14 protein-coding genes are annotated in these 13,655 nt (G+C 66.5%); 4 read left to right on the top strand and 10 right to left on the bottom strand.

Going from position 1 to position 13,655, the window contains the following annotated elements; genetic code table 11:
• The first annotated feature begins 94 nt into the window (after positions 1-94).
• The gene (locus tag U0025_RS18090; protein WP_004208874.1) at positions 95-2,041 is read left to right on the top strand and encodes a S9 family peptidase; all 1,947 of its coding nucleotides are present in this window, start codon (positions 95-97) and stop codon (positions 2,039-2,041) included.
• A gap of 170 nt (positions 2,042-2,211) precedes the next feature.
• Here U0025_RS18090 and U0025_RS18085 read toward each other — a convergent pair whose 3' ends face one another.
• From U0025_RS18085 to htpX, 5 genes are all read right to left on the bottom strand, one after another.
• Positions 2,212-3,978, bottom strand: coding sequence for a heparinase II/III family protein (locus U0025_RS18085; RefSeq protein ID WP_004208873.1), 1,767 nt, complete (start codon positions 3,976-3,978; stop codon positions 2,212-2,214).
• Positions 3,975-4,637: a ribulose-phosphate 3-epimerase gene (rpe, locus tag U0025_RS18080; RefSeq protein WP_004208872.1), complete on the bottom strand. Its 663-nt coding sequence runs from the start codon at positions 4,635-4,637 to the stop codon at positions 3,975-3,977. The genes U0025_RS18085 and rpe overlap by 4 nt, the downstream gene beginning before the upstream one ends.
• Positions 4,638-4,709: 72 nt before the next feature.
• Positions 4,710-5,195, bottom strand: coding sequence for a hypothetical protein (locus U0025_RS18075; RefSeq protein WP_004208871.1), 486 nt, complete (start codon positions 5,193-5,195; stop codon positions 4,710-4,712).
• A 51-nt stretch (positions 5,196-5,246) separates the two neighbouring features.
• Positions 5,247-6,557 carry an RsmB/NOP family class I SAM-dependent RNA methyltransferase gene (locus tag U0025_RS18070; RefSeq protein ID WP_004208870.1) on the bottom strand — a complete coding sequence of 437 codons (1,311 nt, stop codon included), beginning with the start codon at positions 6,555-6,557 and terminating at the stop codon, positions 5,247-5,249.
• Between the two features lie 39 nt (positions 6,558-6,596).
• Positions 6,597-7,547 (bottom strand): zinc metalloprotease HtpX, encoded by a 951-nt coding sequence (gene htpX / locus U0025_RS18065; protein WP_037490615.1) that lies wholly within the window; start codon positions 7,545-7,547, stop codon positions 6,597-6,599.
• 108 nt (positions 7,548-7,655) lie between these two features.
• Here htpX and U0025_RS18060 point away from each other — a divergent pair, with 108 nt between their 5' ends.
• From U0025_RS18060 to U0025_RS18050, 3 genes are all read left to right on the top strand, one after another.
• Positions 7,656-7,829 carry a DUF1674 domain-containing protein gene (locus U0025_RS18060; protein ID WP_004208868.1) on the top strand — a complete coding sequence of 58 codons (174 nt, stop codon included), beginning with the start codon at positions 7,656-7,658 and terminating at the stop codon, positions 7,827-7,829.
• A 158-nt stretch (positions 7,830-7,987) separates the two neighbouring features.
• On the top strand, positions 7,988-8,467 hold the full coding sequence (locus tag U0025_RS18055; protein WP_051156887.1) for a hypothetical protein: 480 nt from the start codon (positions 7,988-7,990) through the stop codon (positions 8,465-8,467).
• A gap of 91 nt (positions 8,468-8,558) precedes the next feature.
• Positions 8,559-9,437: a UTP--glucose-1-phosphate uridylyltransferase gene (locus U0025_RS18050; RefSeq protein ID WP_004208866.1), complete on the top strand. Its 879-nt coding sequence runs from the start codon at positions 8,559-8,561 to the stop codon at positions 9,435-9,437.
• Between the two features lie 43 nt (positions 9,438-9,480).
• On the opposite strand, the gene U0025_RS18045 is transcribed toward U0025_RS18050, so the two are convergent.
• The 5 genes from U0025_RS18045 to U0025_RS18025 all read right to left on the bottom strand — a co-directional run bounded on the left by U0025_RS18045 (position 9,481) and on the right by U0025_RS18025 (position 13,584).
• The gene (locus U0025_RS18045; RefSeq protein WP_257010957.1) at positions 9,481-9,612 is read right to left on the bottom strand and encodes a hypothetical protein; all 132 of its coding nucleotides are present in this window, start codon (positions 9,610-9,612) and stop codon (positions 9,481-9,483) included.
• Between the two features lie 162 nt (positions 9,613-9,774).
• Positions 9,775-10,728, bottom strand: a complete 954-nt coding sequence (locus tag U0025_RS18040) for an NAD-dependent epimerase/dehydratase family protein (RefSeq protein ID WP_004208864.1) — start codon at positions 10,726-10,728, stop codon at positions 9,775-9,777.
• A 29-nt stretch (positions 10,729-10,757) separates the two neighbouring features.
• Positions 10,758-11,384 (bottom strand): single-stranded DNA-binding protein, encoded by a 627-nt coding sequence (ssb, locus tag U0025_RS18035; RefSeq protein ID WP_004208863.1) that lies wholly within the window; start codon positions 11,382-11,384, stop codon positions 10,758-10,760.
• An 89-nt stretch (positions 11,385-11,473) separates the two neighbouring features.
• Complete coding sequence (feoB, locus tag U0025_RS18030; protein WP_004208862.1) at positions 11,474-13,330, bottom strand: ferrous iron transporter B; 1,857 nt, start codon at positions 13,328-13,330, stop codon at positions 11,474-11,476.
• Complete coding sequence (locus U0025_RS18025) at positions 13,327-13,584, bottom strand: FeoA family protein (RefSeq protein ID WP_004208861.1); 258 nt, start codon at positions 13,582-13,584, stop codon at positions 13,327-13,329. The genes feoB and U0025_RS18025 overlap by 4 nt, the downstream gene beginning before the upstream one ends.
• Positions 13,585-13,655 lie beyond the last annotated feature (71 nt).

Here is a 13,655-nt window from a genome sequence, read left to right as displayed (position 1 = left end):
GCAAAAATACAGTCCTCAAGCGCAGGGAATTTCCCGATCTTGCGGGCTTTTGCCGCTACTGTATTGTGATTGCATAACAGTTGGGGGATCTGACATGCGCTATCTGCTCGCCGCCACCGCCTTGCCCTTGCTCGTCGCCTTCCCGGCGCTGGCGCAAATTCCGACGCCGGAACGGGCAGTTACCGATCCCAAGAGCCTGACCTCGCCGGTCAATCCCGACGCCCGCGCCGTGCCGCTCGCCGATATCGGCGCCTCGCGCAGCCTGTCGAGCGCGGCGTGGAGCGCCGACGGCAAACAGATTTTCGTCGCCACCAACCTTACTGGCCGCACCAATATCTGGCGCACCGACACCGCCGGCAGCTGGCCGGTGCAGCTGACCCAGTCGGACGATGCCCAGACCGGCCTCGCCGCTTCGGCCGACGGCCGCTACCTGCTGTTCCAGCAGGATGTCGGCGGCAATGAATATAGCGACATCTATCGCGTGCCGGTGAACGGCGGCGTGGTCGAGAATCTCACCAACACCCCCGACCGGCGCGAAAGCGACCTGCTGGTGGGGCCGAGCAGTGGCCTGGTCGCGCTCGTCACCAAATTGAAGACGCAGGGCCAGTCCAATGTCGCGGTGATGGACGGGGCGGGCAGGGTGCGCGACCTGACGCGGGAGGCCGACCCGCAGTTCAGCTGGTCACCGGTCGCCTGGATCGCGGATGGCAAGGCGCTGATCGCCAACCGCGTGCGGATCGATTCCAAGGTCAGCGAAATCTGGCGCATCGACGTCGCCAGCGGCAAGTCGGCGAAATTGCTCGGCAAGGCCGACACCGTCTATGCCGCGACCGATGCGAGTGCGGACGGCCAATGGATCGCCGTCTCCACCGATGAGGGCAGCGGCCAGATTCATGGCGGCCTGCTCGAAGCCGCTACCGGCAAATTGCGCTGGCTCAAATCCACGCCCTGGGAACAGGTGCCGGCCAGCTTCACCCGCGACGGCAGGGCGCTCATCTTCCGCATCAACGCCGACGCGCGCAGCACGCTCTATCGCTTCGACCTCGCGAGTGGCGCCGAAACCCCGCTCGCCATCCCGCCGGGCGTCAATTATCTGGTCGGCAGCGAGCCGCGCTCACCCGATGGCACCATGCTGATGCTCAATCATTCGGGCGCCGACTCGCCGGCCAATCTCTATCTTTATGACCTCGCGGCCGGCACTGCGCGTCCCGCGACGCAACTCGCCATCGCCAGCCTTCAGCCTGCCGCGCTGCCCAAGTCGGATGTCGTCACCTACAAGAGCTTCGACGGCACGCTGATCAGCGCGATCGTGACCATGCCCGCCAATCTGAAGCGCAACGGCAGCAACCCCGCCATCGTGCTGCCCCATGGCGGCCCCACCGGTCAGGCGCAGGACGGCTACAGCCGCTACGCCACCGCCTTTGCCAGCCGCGGCTATGTCGTGATCCAGCCCAATTTCCGCGGCTCGACCGGCTATGGCAAGGCGTTCCAGGACGGCAATGTCAAGGATCTGGGCGGTGCCGACCTCAAGGACACGGTCGCGGCCAAGCATTTCCTGGTCGATAGCGGCTATGTCGATGCCAAGCGGGTCGGCATCTTCGGCGGCAGCTATGGCGGCTTCATGACCCTGATGGCGATCGGCCGGGCGCCCGACGAGTTCGCCGCCGCCGTCCAGTGGTTCGGCATCATCAACTGGCGCACCATGTATCGCGACCAGGATGAGGAGCTGAAGGCCTATCAGCGCAGCCTGCTCGGCACGCCCGAAAGCGATCCGCAGGTCTATGATGCGGCCTCGCCGCTCACCTATATCCGCGCGGCGAAGGCGCCGTTGCTGACCATCCAGGGCGAGAACGACATTCGCGTGCCGCGCGGCCAGGCGCAGGAGGTGCATGACATCCTCAAGGCGAAGGGCAATGTGGTGGAGACGATCTTCTACCCGGCCGAGGGCCATGGCTTCCAGAAGAAGGAGAATCAGCTCGACTCGCTGACCCGCACCGTCGCCTGGTTCGATACCTATCTCAAGCCGTCGCCTGTCCGGTGAAAGGCTCTAGCGGCCCGGCCGCTGAAAGTGGCCGGGCCTGAGAGCGAGGTCGTTGATTGGTAGCAAACGGGCCTCGGGTCGCCCCTCTTGCATGCGCCCTTGTCCGGGCTGTTCATAGGAAAAAACGGACATTGTCACGATGGTGCAACATTGCGCCGGTGCGATGCGGGTCAGCCGACCCGCTTGAACAGCCAGCCGATGCTGGAGCCGCCCGGCAGTGCCTCGCTCGTCACCACCAGCTGCCTTGTGGGGTGGGGGCGGCCGTCGCCATCGACCCACAGGCTATCCTCGACGCTCAGCACGCCGGCCCCGGTCCGGAACTGCCACAGCGCGCCCAGCTCGATCCGCAACAGCGCGCCCTGGCTGTCGGCGGTCAGGGTCGGTTCCACGCCGGGCGCCAGATGAAAGCGCAGCTGCACCGGCCGCTTGACCGGCTTCTTGCCGCGCGTCGCCGGGGTCAGCATATCCTCGCCGCGCACTTCCTTGCCGTCGCCGCTCATCATCAGCAGGCGGCGGTGGACATAGCCCATGCGGCGGACATAGCCGTCATGGCTCAGCTCCACCCGGCTGCCATTGTCCAGCTCCTGCCGGTTCAGCTCGACCTCGGTCACGCCCTTGCCCAGCGTGCCGTCGGGCATCAGCGCGGTCGAATTGCTGTCGTCCAGCACCAATGTGCTGTGCGCCGCGGTGGAGCGCAGCGCCTGGGCCAGATCGCGCGGGATATAGGCGCCTTCCAGCGCCGCGCCGCCGCAATTGATGACCAGCCGCAGCCGCCCGTCGCTGATCTCGATCGCGCCGGTGGAGGCGCAGCCGGCGGCGGCCAGGCGCGCGACCGGCGGCGGCGCCGCATCGATCTGCACCACCGTATTGCCGGCGCTGATCCGCTGATAGCCCCAGTCGCGCGCCTGGCGCAGCGGCCGGGTCCGCACCCGGCTGGCCTGCACCAGCGCCTCGACCATGTCGGGGTCGACCGCGCCAGCGCCCTGCCAGTTGCCCAGACCCCCATCGCCATGGGTCAGGCCCAGCAAGGCCGGCACCGCGCGGCTCAGCCCGTCGATCAGGAAGCCGGGCACCTGTTCGCGTCGCACCTCATAGACCGCGACCACCATCGCCAGCAGCATCACGCCTTCCAGCTGCGCCAGCGGCGACCGGGAAATGATGCCGCCATCGGCATGGAAGGCGCTGTCGATCGCGCGCTTCAGGCCCGCTTCGCCGAACAGCTTGCGCGGATTGCCGCCGGGCATCAGCATCGACGCCGCGACGATCCCGCCCCAGGCGACCAGACGCGGCAGGCCCGGCGCGGCCTTGTCCGCGCTCTGGTCCAGATGGCGCGCGGTGCGGGCGATGCAGTTGAGCACCAGCGACCGATAGACAAGGTCGCTCGACGACAGGATCAGCGGCGCATGGGCGGTCCAGAACAGCAGCCGCCAGGCCGCATTGTCGGCGCGCCAGGCCGGGTCGCTCGGCGTTTCGGCATGGGCGGCCAGCCATTTGCGCATCAGCGCCTCGGCCACCGGCGCGCCCTGCTCGCGCGTCGCGGCGGTCGACAGGTCGCGCAGCCAGCGGAAGCTGTGCAGATAGTCGGTGAAGGCCGGGCCGACCGCCAATTTGCCGAAATCGACCGTGTCGATCGCCAGCTTCTGGCCCCGGAACAGGAAATAGCCGGCGCGGATCGCCTGGCCGGCGCGCGGGTCGCCGGGCACGACATCGTCCGGCACCGCCAGCAGTTTGAGCGGATATTTGCCCTTCAGCCGCCGGCTGTGCAGCGGCGTCTTCCAGCTCAGCCGATAGAAATGATTGGCGATCCGCTCGGCCAGCGACAGGCCCTTGTCATCCGCGACGCGGATGAGCCGCTTGCCCTGTTCGATGCCGTCGTCGGCCGGTTCATGACCGGCGTCGACCGCGACAGGGGAGGACTGGCGCCGCTGGTTCGTCACCCGCCCCGCAGCGTCCTGATATTGTCGGCATAGGCGGCCGGGCCGCCACGGAAGGTCGCGGTGCCGGCCACCAGCACGTCGGCGCCCGCCGCGATCGCCTTGGGCGCGGTGTTGATGTCGATGCCGCCATCGACCTGCAGGCGGATGTCACGGCCGCTCTTCTCGATCATCTTGCGGCACGCCTCGATCTTGCGCAGCTGATTCTCGATGAAGCTCTGGCCGCCAAAGCCGGGATTGACGCTCATCACCAGGATCAGGTCGATATCGTCGATCAGATAGTCCAGCATCTTGGCCGGGGTGCCGGGGTTCAGCACCACGCCCGCCTGTACGCCCAGCGACTTGATATGCTGCACGGTGCGGTGGATGTGCGGGCCGGCCTCGGGATGGACGGTGATGATGTCGGCGCCGGCCTGGGCGAAGGCGTCGAGATACTGGTCCACCGGCGAGATCATCAGATGCACGTCGAACGGCTTTTTCGTGTGCGGGCGCAGCGCCTTCACCACGGCTGGACCGATGGTGATGTTGGGCACGAAATGGCCGTCCATCACGTCGATATGGATCCAGTCGCAACCGGCTTCGTCGATGGCGCGGACTTCCTCGCCCAGCCGTGCGAAATCGGCGGACAGGATGGACGGAGAGATGAGAATGGGATGGGTCATTTGACCGCTCGCATTAGCCCTCCCTTGGGGCGAGGGCAACGCATGATTTGCGCCGTGCGGCGATGAGTCGCATCAGGGGATGAAGAAGGTCGTGGGTTCCAGTCTGACCGGCGCGCCGACATCCTTGGGCAGCCATTGCTTGACCCCGTGCAGCGCCACCGTTTCGCCGTCCAGCAGCACCGGCGCGGCGATCAGCCGCATCGCGCAATCGCTACCGTCCGGGCGGCGAATATCGACGTCCAGGGTGAAGCCGCGCTGGTGGCGGATGGCATAGGCGCGCAGCCGTTCCATCGCCTCGCGGCTGTCATGGGCATAGAGCGACACCGACAGCGGCCGGGGCACGATGCTGCCCGGCTCCAGCCCGAATATGTCATAGACGCCCTGGGTCCAGCTGATGCTGTTGTCGGCCAGATTGCAATGCCACAGGCCCAGCCCCCGATCGGCCAGCGCCGCCTCATTCCCCGCAATATCCTGGTCCAGCACCACCGGCGCGAGATGCTCGCGCAGGTCGTAAAGCGGCCAGCTATGATGCAGGGGCAGGGGTTCGGTCGGACGCAAGGCGGGCCTTTCCAGCGAAGGACCTCACCTTAAGCCCCTCATGGTTAAGCCTTAGTTCCCGATGCGCACGATCCTTGCAACGAAAAAGCCGTCGGTGCCGCCCTGCTCCGCCAGCGTGTCGGGCAGGGTGCGCAGCCAGCCGTCGGCGCTGGGCGCCATGCCGATGGGCAGTTCGTCTGCCTGCGCTGGCTGGACCTGGAAATCGGGAAGCGCCGCCAGGAAGCGGCTCATCTGCGCCTCGCCCTCGGCCTGCTCCAGCGAGCAGGTGGCGTAGATCAGCGTCCCGCCCGGCTTCACCCAGTCAGCGACGCGGGCCAGCAGTTCGCCCTGCAGTTCGGCCAGTTCCGCGATCTGGCGCGGGCCGATGCGGTGCAAAACGTCGGGATGACGGCGATAGATGCCGGTGGCGGTGCAGGGCGCGTCGAGCAGCAGCGCATCGACCGGCGCCTCGGGTGCCCATTGGCGCAGGTCCGCCTGCACGACATCGGCCGACAGGCCGGTGCGGGCCAGATTTTCGCTCAGCCGCTCCAGCCGCTTCTTCGACTGGTCGACCGCGGTCACGGCCCATCCGGCCGCCGCCAACTGCATCGTCTTGCCGCCCGGCGCGGCGCACAGGTCCAGCACGGTCCGGCCTTCGCCCGCGCCCAGCAGCCGGGCCGGGCAGGAGGCAGCGATATCCTGCACCCACCAGGCCCCCTCGGCAAAACCGGGCAATTCGGGCACGACCGCCCCCTCGGGCAGGCGGACATGGCCGGACGCAAAGCTGGTGCCGCCCAGCGCCTCGACCCATTTGCCGGTCTCGGCCGGATCGCGCAGGCTGATGTCGACCGGCGGGCGCACGGCATAGGCGTGGGCGGCGGCCAGCGGCATCGCCTTGCCCCATTGCCCGGTCCAGCGTTCGGCGACGTCGGCGGGCAGGGTGGGCGGCACGGGCAGGCTCGGCTCGGCGCGGGTCACGGTGCCGAACACGCCATGGACCAGCTTGCGCGGCCCGCCATCGACCAGCGGCAGCGCGGTGGCGATCGCCGCATGGGGCGCGGTGCCCAGCGCCAGCACCTGGATCAGCGCGATGCGCAGCACCATCCGCGCCTTGGCATCATCGGGCAGCGGCTGCTTGGTCGCGCCGTCGATCAGCGCGTCGAGATCGGGCAAATGGCGCAACGTCTCGGCGACGATGGCATGGACCAGCGCGCGGTCGGCCCGGTCGGCCAGCCCCTGGGTCGCGCCATGCAGCGCGATTTCCAGCGGATCGCCCCGACGCAAGACGGCGTCCAGCAGCTTCAGGGCCGCGCGGCGTGCGGGCAGGCCGGGAACATCATCGGCGCGCGGGGCACCGGAACGGGCGTTAGGACGACGGGACATCAGCGGCCCCTACGCGCTTTCCGCTCCGCGCGCAAAAACTCAGTCGCGCCCGTGCGGGTCAAGGGCGCTGCGGCGCGGCTTGGGCGATGCCACCGGCGGCGCCACCGGAGACAGCGCCGATGCCTGCGTCGCTCGTTCTTGCCCCGACATGCTCACGGGCGGTGGGCTACCGCTCTGCCCCATATCCTGCGCAATCTCCTCCAGCGCGGCGATGCGCTTCTCGGTCGCCGGATGGGTCGAGAACAACTCGCTCACATGTACCGGCACGATATAGAGCTGCGCGGCGGCGGGATTGCGCTCGGCCACCGGGTTGGGGATCAGCTCGGCCCGGCCGGAAATCTTGGCGAGGGCGGAGGCGAGCGCGCGCGGATTGCCGCTGATCTCCGCCCCGGCCTGGTCGGCGCCATATTCGCGGGTGCGGCTGATCGCCATCTGCACGATCATCGCGGCAAAGGGGGCGACGATCACCGCCAGCAAGGTCGCGATCATGTTGCTATGGCCATTCTCCTCATTGCCGCCGCGGAAGAAGAGGCCGAAATTGGCCAGCATCGAAATGGCACCGGCAATGGTCGCCACCATCGTCATGATCAGGGTGTCGCGATTCTTCACATGGCCCAGTTCATGCGCCATCACGCCCGCCACCTCGTCGCGGGTCAGCATGTTGAGCAGGCCGGTGGTCGCCGCCACGGCAGCATTTTCGGGGTTGCGGCCAGTGGCAAAGGCGTTGGGCGCATCCTGGTCGATCACATAGACGCGCGGCATCGGCAGGCCTGCGCGCTGGCTCAGCGCCTGGACCATGCCGTAAAATTCGGGCGCGCTCTGCGCATCCACCTCGCGCGCATTGTGCATGGAGAGCACGATCTTGTCGGCATTCCAGAAGGTGAACAGGTTCATCCCCGCCGCCACCAGCAGGGCAATCACCGCGCCGCCGCTGCCGCCCAGCGTATAGCCCAGCGCCATGAACAGCGCCGTCAGCGCCGACAACAGCATCACCGTGCGAAAACCACTCACTTGCACATCGCTCCTTTGCGGCCCAGATAGCGGGCCTGACACTGAATATGGGGTTGCCGCGCGCGCTCCGCAATCGAAAGGCCCGCCATGGGACATTTCAACGGCAAGCGCCCGGCGCATGTGAAGGCGCCCGAGCATCTCTCCAAGAGCCCGCCCGTGCCCCAGCCTGACCCGGTCGACCAGCAGTTGGTGCTGGACGAGGAGCTGAGCCCGGTCCGCTATGGCGACTGGGAGCGCAAGGGCATCGCCATCGACTTCTGATCTGGCGCCTTCCGATCGGCCACCGCTGAACGCAACTTGTTCGGCTTGCCGACGTTTCAGCACATATTCCGCTGGCCCGTGCCCGGCTAGCGGGCGAGCGCGACCCGTTGCTCTGGCCTTTCCGGCCGGGTCTGCGCAGATTCAGGGGCATGAGGAGTATGCGGGGCGTGAGCGCGGAATTGGCGCAGGACGACAAGGTGACGAAGCCGGTTGCGGCCTATGCGCCGGAAGATGCGGCATTATTGTGCGGTATCGGTCGGCTGGTCTGCGCCTGGACGATGCTGGAACATAGTCTGGAGGCGCGGCTGGCCGAACTGCGGGAAACCATGGGCGACGTCCGCACCGTGGGGGCCCGCACGCGGCCGACCATGACCAAGCTGATGACCGAATTGCGCACGACCGTCGCCATGCGGGATCGGCGCAACGCGGCCGGGCTGACCGAAATTGCGGAGGTCGAGCGCGATCTCCAGCGGATCGACCGTTTCCGTACCCTCATCATCGGCGGCTTTCAGCAGCCGTCACCTGAAGGCTTTCTGTGCCGCGACTTACGTAACAATGCTCAATATGTAAGCCTGGAGCATTTGGATAATGAAATTGCGGCGCTGGAACAGGTTGCACAGCGTCTTCTGACGATCTGACCCATAAAGACAAGTTGCCGTAGCGCTTGACCTTTTTCTCCCGGTTCGCGATCCCCCCAAGCGAGCCGGCACTCATCGAGAACGGAGTCCCATGTCGAACAAACCGATTCGCAAAGCCGTCTTTCCTGTCGCCGGTCTTGGCACGCGTTTCCTGCCCGCCACCAAGTCGGTGCCCAAGGAATTGCTGCCCGTGGTCGATCGTCCGCTGATCCAATATGCGGTGGATGAAGCGCGCGAAGCGGGGATCGAGCAGATGATCTTCGTCACCGGACGCGGCAAGGGCGCGATCGAGGATTATTTCGACATCGCCTTCGAATGCGAGATCACCCAGCGCGAGCGCGGCAAGGATCTGTCGGCACTCGAAGGGACGCGCCTGGCGCCCGGTGATGCAGTGTTCCTGCGCCAGCAGGAGCCGCTGGGCCTTGGCCACGCCATCTGGTGTGCCCGCGACATCGTCGGTGACGAACCGTTCGCCATCATCCTGCCCGACGAGTTCATGAAGGGCGCGCCCGGCAATGGCTGCATGAAGCAGATGGTCGAGGCCTATGAAAAGGTCGGCGGCAATCTGGTCTGCGCGCTCGAAATCCCGATGGACCAGACGCCCAGCTATGGCGTGATCGATCCGGGCGCGCGCGACGGCGCCCTGACCGAGGTGAAGGGCCTGGTGGAAAAGCCCAAGCTCGGCACCGCCCCCTCCAACCTCATCCTGCCCGGCCGCTATATCCTGCAGCCCGACGTCATGACGATCCTGGAAACCCAGGAAAAGGGCGCGGGCGGCGAGATCCAGCTGACCGATGCCATGGCCTCGCTGATCGGCAAGCAGCCCTTCCACGGTGTCACCTTCGACGGTCGCCGTTTCGACTGCGGCTCCAAGGCCGGCTATATCGAGGCGAACCTCGCCCTGGCGCTGGAGCGCGAGGATATCGGCGCCCATATCCGCGACTTCGCGAAGGCCGAACTGGCCAACTAGGCTTCGATCCGCAGGGGTGGCCGCTGGTCGCCCCTGCTGACCGTCAGAGCAGGCGGACGGCCTGTGCCAGCAAAATCCCGATGCCCGACAGGGTGATGGTGCCACCGATTGCCAGTTGCAGCGGGCGGACTATCTGCCGGATTGGCACACCGATGGCAGCTTCAATCTTGCTCATGCAAATCATTATCGCATAATGCGAGCGGAGAGTCACATCCATCTCTCCACTCACACTGATGCAGCGGATCGATCATCATTCGTGATTAAAAGTAACGAATGATCGGAATGGCTGCTTTCAAATCAGTAACGCAACAATGGGCTCAAACTGTCAGCTTCACTGTCAACTTTGCACCGCCGGCGACACATAATCGGCGTCGTGGATGAACGGCATCGCCGCATCATTCGCCAGCGCCGTCAGGATCGCGGCAAAGGCCGTCGCGCAGCGAAACCCCATCTGGCGCTGCGCCAACCCCGCGTCATAGACCCGGCCGATTGACGCCGGCAGTTGCCAGCCACGCCGGGCATATAGCTCTGCGGCTTCCGGAAAATGCCGCGCGATCACCGCTGCCGCATCGCGTTTCAGTTCGATGGCGTCCTCCCGACAGAAGGGCGTCGGTGCCGACACCAGATAGGTTTCGCAGCGCGCCGGCGGCGTCCGTTCCAGCGCGACCAGATGCGCTCGCGCCGCATCCTCGACCGTCAGCCGGCGATGGAGAAATTCATTGGCCTTCAGATTCTGCCCCGACAGGCTGGCGTCCGTGTCGTCATCCTCCGGGAAGAAGCGGGCAGTACGCAAGATGGTGCAGCCAATGCCCTGCTCCAGTTGCTGCACCCGGCACAGCCCCTCGGCCGCCAGCTTGGTCACGCCATAGATGTTGCGCGGCTCCAGCGGCCCGCTCTGCTCGTCCAGCCACACCGCCGCGTCGCCCGCCTCGTCGCGCACCGCCTGGCTGATCATCAGCGACGTGGTGGATGTCATGACGAAGCGGTCATGCCCCGCCGCGACCGCAGCCTCCAGCAGGTTGCGCGTGCCGGTGACATTGACGCCGATGAAGGCCTGGGCGGGGTAGCGGGCGATGTCCGGCTTGTGCAACGCGCCGCCATGGATCACCGCTTCGATCCCGCGCTCGGCAAAGGCCCGGTCGATCAGCGCCCGGTCGGCGACCGATCCGATGATGTCGGTGCCCCGGCCCGGCGCGACGTCCAGGCCGGTCACAGCATGTCCCGCCGCGCGCAGCATCGGCGCCAGGAAACGGCCCAGCCAGCCCGACGATCCGGTCAGCAGGACATGCATGTCAGGTCAATCCCTGTGGAAAGGATCGATCAGAACGGCACTTCGTCGTCCAGGTCGTTGTCGAAGTTCGGGCCGCCCTGGCCGCCACCCGAGGAGCGTCCGCCGCCAAAGCCGCCACCCTGGTTGCCGCCGCCCGAGGAGCGTCCGCCACCAAAGCCGCCGCCGCTGTTGCCGCCGCCGAAATCGTCATAATCGCCGCCGCCAAAGCCGCCGCTGCTTGCGCCCCAGTCGCTGACGCCCTGGTTGCCGCCGCCCGACGAGCGACCACCGCCATAGCCGCCGCCCTGACCGCCACCGCCACCCGGCGCACCGTCCAGCATGGTCAGCACCGCGCCGGGGCCCGACAGGGCGACTTCGGTGGTGTAGCGGTCATTGCCATTATTGTCCTGCCACTTGCGGGTGCGCAGCTGGCCTTCGATGTAGATCTTCGATCCCTTGCGCAGGAAGCGCTCGGCGACGCCGACCAGGCCTTCGGAATTGATGACGACGCTATGCCATTCGGTGCGCTCCTTGCGCTCCCCCGACATGCGGTCCTTCCAGCTTTCCGAGGTCGCGATCCGCAGGTTGCAGATCTTGCCGCCATTCTGGAAGCTCTTCACTTCCGGGTCGGCCCCCAGATTCCCGATGAGAATGACCTTGTTGACCGAGCCTGCCATGATTCCTCCGAAAGCACTAAAGGCGCCGTTATAGAAGCCTCGCCTTGGCGGTAAAGAACAAAGCTAGGCCAAATGTCCGGGGCTTGGGATCAGCCGAGTCCCATCGCGATTGCTGCCCAATATGTCACGCCCGCCGCGGCATAGGCCAGCACGAACAGATAACCGATCATGAACAGCGGCCATTTCCAGCCATTGGTCTCGCGCCGGGTAACGGCAATGGTCGAGATGCACTGCGGCGCGAACACGAACCAGGCCAGGAAGGCGAGCGCGGTAGCCAGGCTCCAGCGGCCGGCCAGCCGATCACCCAGCCCCTGTTCCAGCGCCTCGGCATCATCCTCGGCATCGATCGCATAGACGGTGGCGATGGCGGACACGGCGACTTCGCGCGCCGCCATGCTGGGCAGCAGGGCGAGCGAAATGTCGCGGTTAAAGCCGATCGGCTCGACCAGCACGTTGATGCCGCCCGCGATCCGCCCGGCGATCGAATATTCGCTCTGCTTCACGCCCTCGGGCGCATGGGGGAAGCTGGCCAGCACCCACAGCACGATATTGGTGGCCAGGATGATGGTGCCGGCGCGCTTGAGGAAGATGACGCCGCGCTGCCACAGGCCGATCAAGATATCCTGGGGCCGGGGCCACTGATATTTCGGCATTTCCATCAGGAACCCGCCGCTGCGGCCCTTGGCCACGGTCAGGCGCAGTGCCCAGGCGGCCAGCATGGCACCGACGATGCCGGCGACATAGAGCAGGAACAGCACCAGCCCCTGGAGGCCGATGCCCGGCCCCACGCTGCGCGCCGGAATGAAGGCGGCGATGATCAGGCCATAGACCGGCAGCCGCGCCGAACAGGTCATCAGCGGCGCGATCAGGATCGTGGTCAGCCGGTCCTTGGGATCGCTGATCGTGCGCGTCGCCATGATCCCCGGCACCGCGCAGGCGAAGGAGGAGAGCAGCGGGATGAAGGCCCGGCCCGACAGGCCGACCTTGGCCATGATGCCATCCATCAGGAAGGCGGCACGGGCCATATAGCCGGTCGCCTCCAGCATCAGGATGAAGAAGAAGAGGATCAGGATCTGCGGCAGGAACACGATCACCGCGCCGACGCCGCCGACCACGCCCTGCAACAGGAAGTCGTGGATGATGCCGGGCGGCAGGGTGCTAGTTACTGCTTCGCCGAGTGCCGTGACCCAGCCTTCCAGAATATCGGACGGCGGTTTGGCCCAAGTGAAGACCGCCTGGAACATGACGAACAATAGGGCTGCCAAAACGATGAGGCCGCCTATCGGATGCAGTAGAACCCGGTCGACCGCTGCCGTCAGCCGGCGCGATGGCGTCTCGCGCACGATTGCGGCGCGGGCGATGCGCCGGGCCTCGCGGCGCACGGCGTCGAAATCGGGTTCACCGGCGGAGGCGCGCAACATGCCCGTCTGGGCGCCGAGCAGCGTTTCCAGCTCGGTCCTGAGATGATCCAGGCCGCGCTTGCGCACCGCCACGGTGGACACCACCGGCACGCCCAGTTCCTGCGCCAGCACATTGGCGTCCAGTTCCAGCCCGTCGCGGGTGGCCAGATCGACCATGTTGAGTGCGACGACGGTGGGCAGTCCCAGCGCGATCAACTCCAGCGCGAAGCGCAGATGATTGTCGAGGTTTGACGCGTCGACCACGATCACCAGTGCATCGGGCAGCTTCTCGCCGGTCTGTTTGCCTAGCACGAAGTCGCGCGTCACCTGTTCGTCGGGGCTGGCAGGCGACAGGCTGTAGGTGCCGGGCAGATCGACCAGTTCGACCGGCCGGCCGTCGGCCAGCGACAGGCGGCCCGCCTTGCGCTCCACCGTGACGCCCGGATAATTGCCCAGCTTCTGCCGCGCACCGGTCAGCGCGTTGAACAGGGCGGACTTGCCCGCATTGGGATTGCCGACCAGCGCGACGAGGGGAAGACCGCTCATGCCTGCGCCTCCTGCGGGCCGGTGCTGACCTCCACGGCGGCGGCATGAGTGCGGCGCATGGCGATGGTCATGCGCCCGATCTTCACCGCCAGCGGTCCACGACCCAGCAGGCCGCCATGATGCAGTGCCTCGACGCTGGCACCTTCGCACAGGCCGAACTCGCGCAGGCGCTGTCCTTCCACGGACGACAGCGATTCCCAGTCGATGGTTTCAACAAAAGCGGGTTGGCGCAGGGGCAGATCGGTCAGGCGCAAGGAGGATGGACTCTTAACCAGAAATCAGATTTGCGACTGACTATCAATTACGTCTGGTGAAGGCCAGCCCG

The organism is Sphingobium yanoikuyae (assembly GCF_034424525.1).
Taxonomy (GTDB): Bacteria; Pseudomonadota; Alphaproteobacteria; order Sphingomonadales; family Sphingomonadaceae; genus Sphingobium; species Sphingobium yanoikuyae.
The sequence above is the reverse complement of the archived record's forward strand: the minus strand, read 5'-3'. Positions and strand labels throughout refer to the sequence as shown.

Coding starts and splice junctions, on each gene's coding strand:
- U0025_RS18040 (WP_004208864.1), bottom strand. CDS start 10,728: ATGCATGTCCTGCTGACCGGATCGTCGGGCTGGCTGGGCCGTTTCCTG.
- U0025_RS18055 (WP_051156887.1), top strand. CDS start 7,988: ATGCGGGGCGTGAGCGCGGAATTGGCGCAGGACGACAAGGTGACGAAG.
- feoB (WP_004208862.1), bottom strand. CDS start 13,330: ATGAGCGGTCTTCCCCTCGTCGCGCTGGTCGGCAATCCCAATGCGGGC.
- U0025_RS18045 (WP_257010957.1), bottom strand. CDS start 9,612: ATGAGCAAGATTGAAGCTGCCATCGGTGTGCCAATCCGGCAGATAGTC.
- ssb (WP_004208863.1), bottom strand. CDS start 11,384: ATGGCAGGCTCGGTCAACAAGGTCATTCTCATCGGGAATCTGGGGGCC.
- htpX (WP_037490615.1), bottom strand. CDS start 7,547: ATGCTGTTGTCGGCGCTGACGGCGCTGTTCATGGCGCTGGGCTATACG.
- U0025_RS18050 (WP_004208866.1), top strand. CDS start 8,559: ATGTCGAACAAACCGATTCGCAAAGCCGTCTTTCCTGTCGCCGGTCTT.
- U0025_RS18090 (WP_004208874.1), top strand. CDS start 95: ATGCGCTATCTGCTCGCCGCCACCGCCTTGCCCTTGCTCGTCGCCTTC.
- U0025_RS18070 (WP_004208870.1), bottom strand. CDS start 6,557: ATGTCCCGTCGTCCTAACGCCCGTTCCGGTGCCCCGCGCGCCGATGAT.
- U0025_RS18060 (WP_004208868.1), top strand. CDS start 7,656: ATGGGACATTTCAACGGCAAGCGCCCGGCGCATGTGAAGGCGCCCGAG.
- rpe (WP_004208872.1), bottom strand. CDS start 4,637: ATGACCCATCCCATTCTCATCTCTCCGTCCATCCTGTCCGCCGATTTC.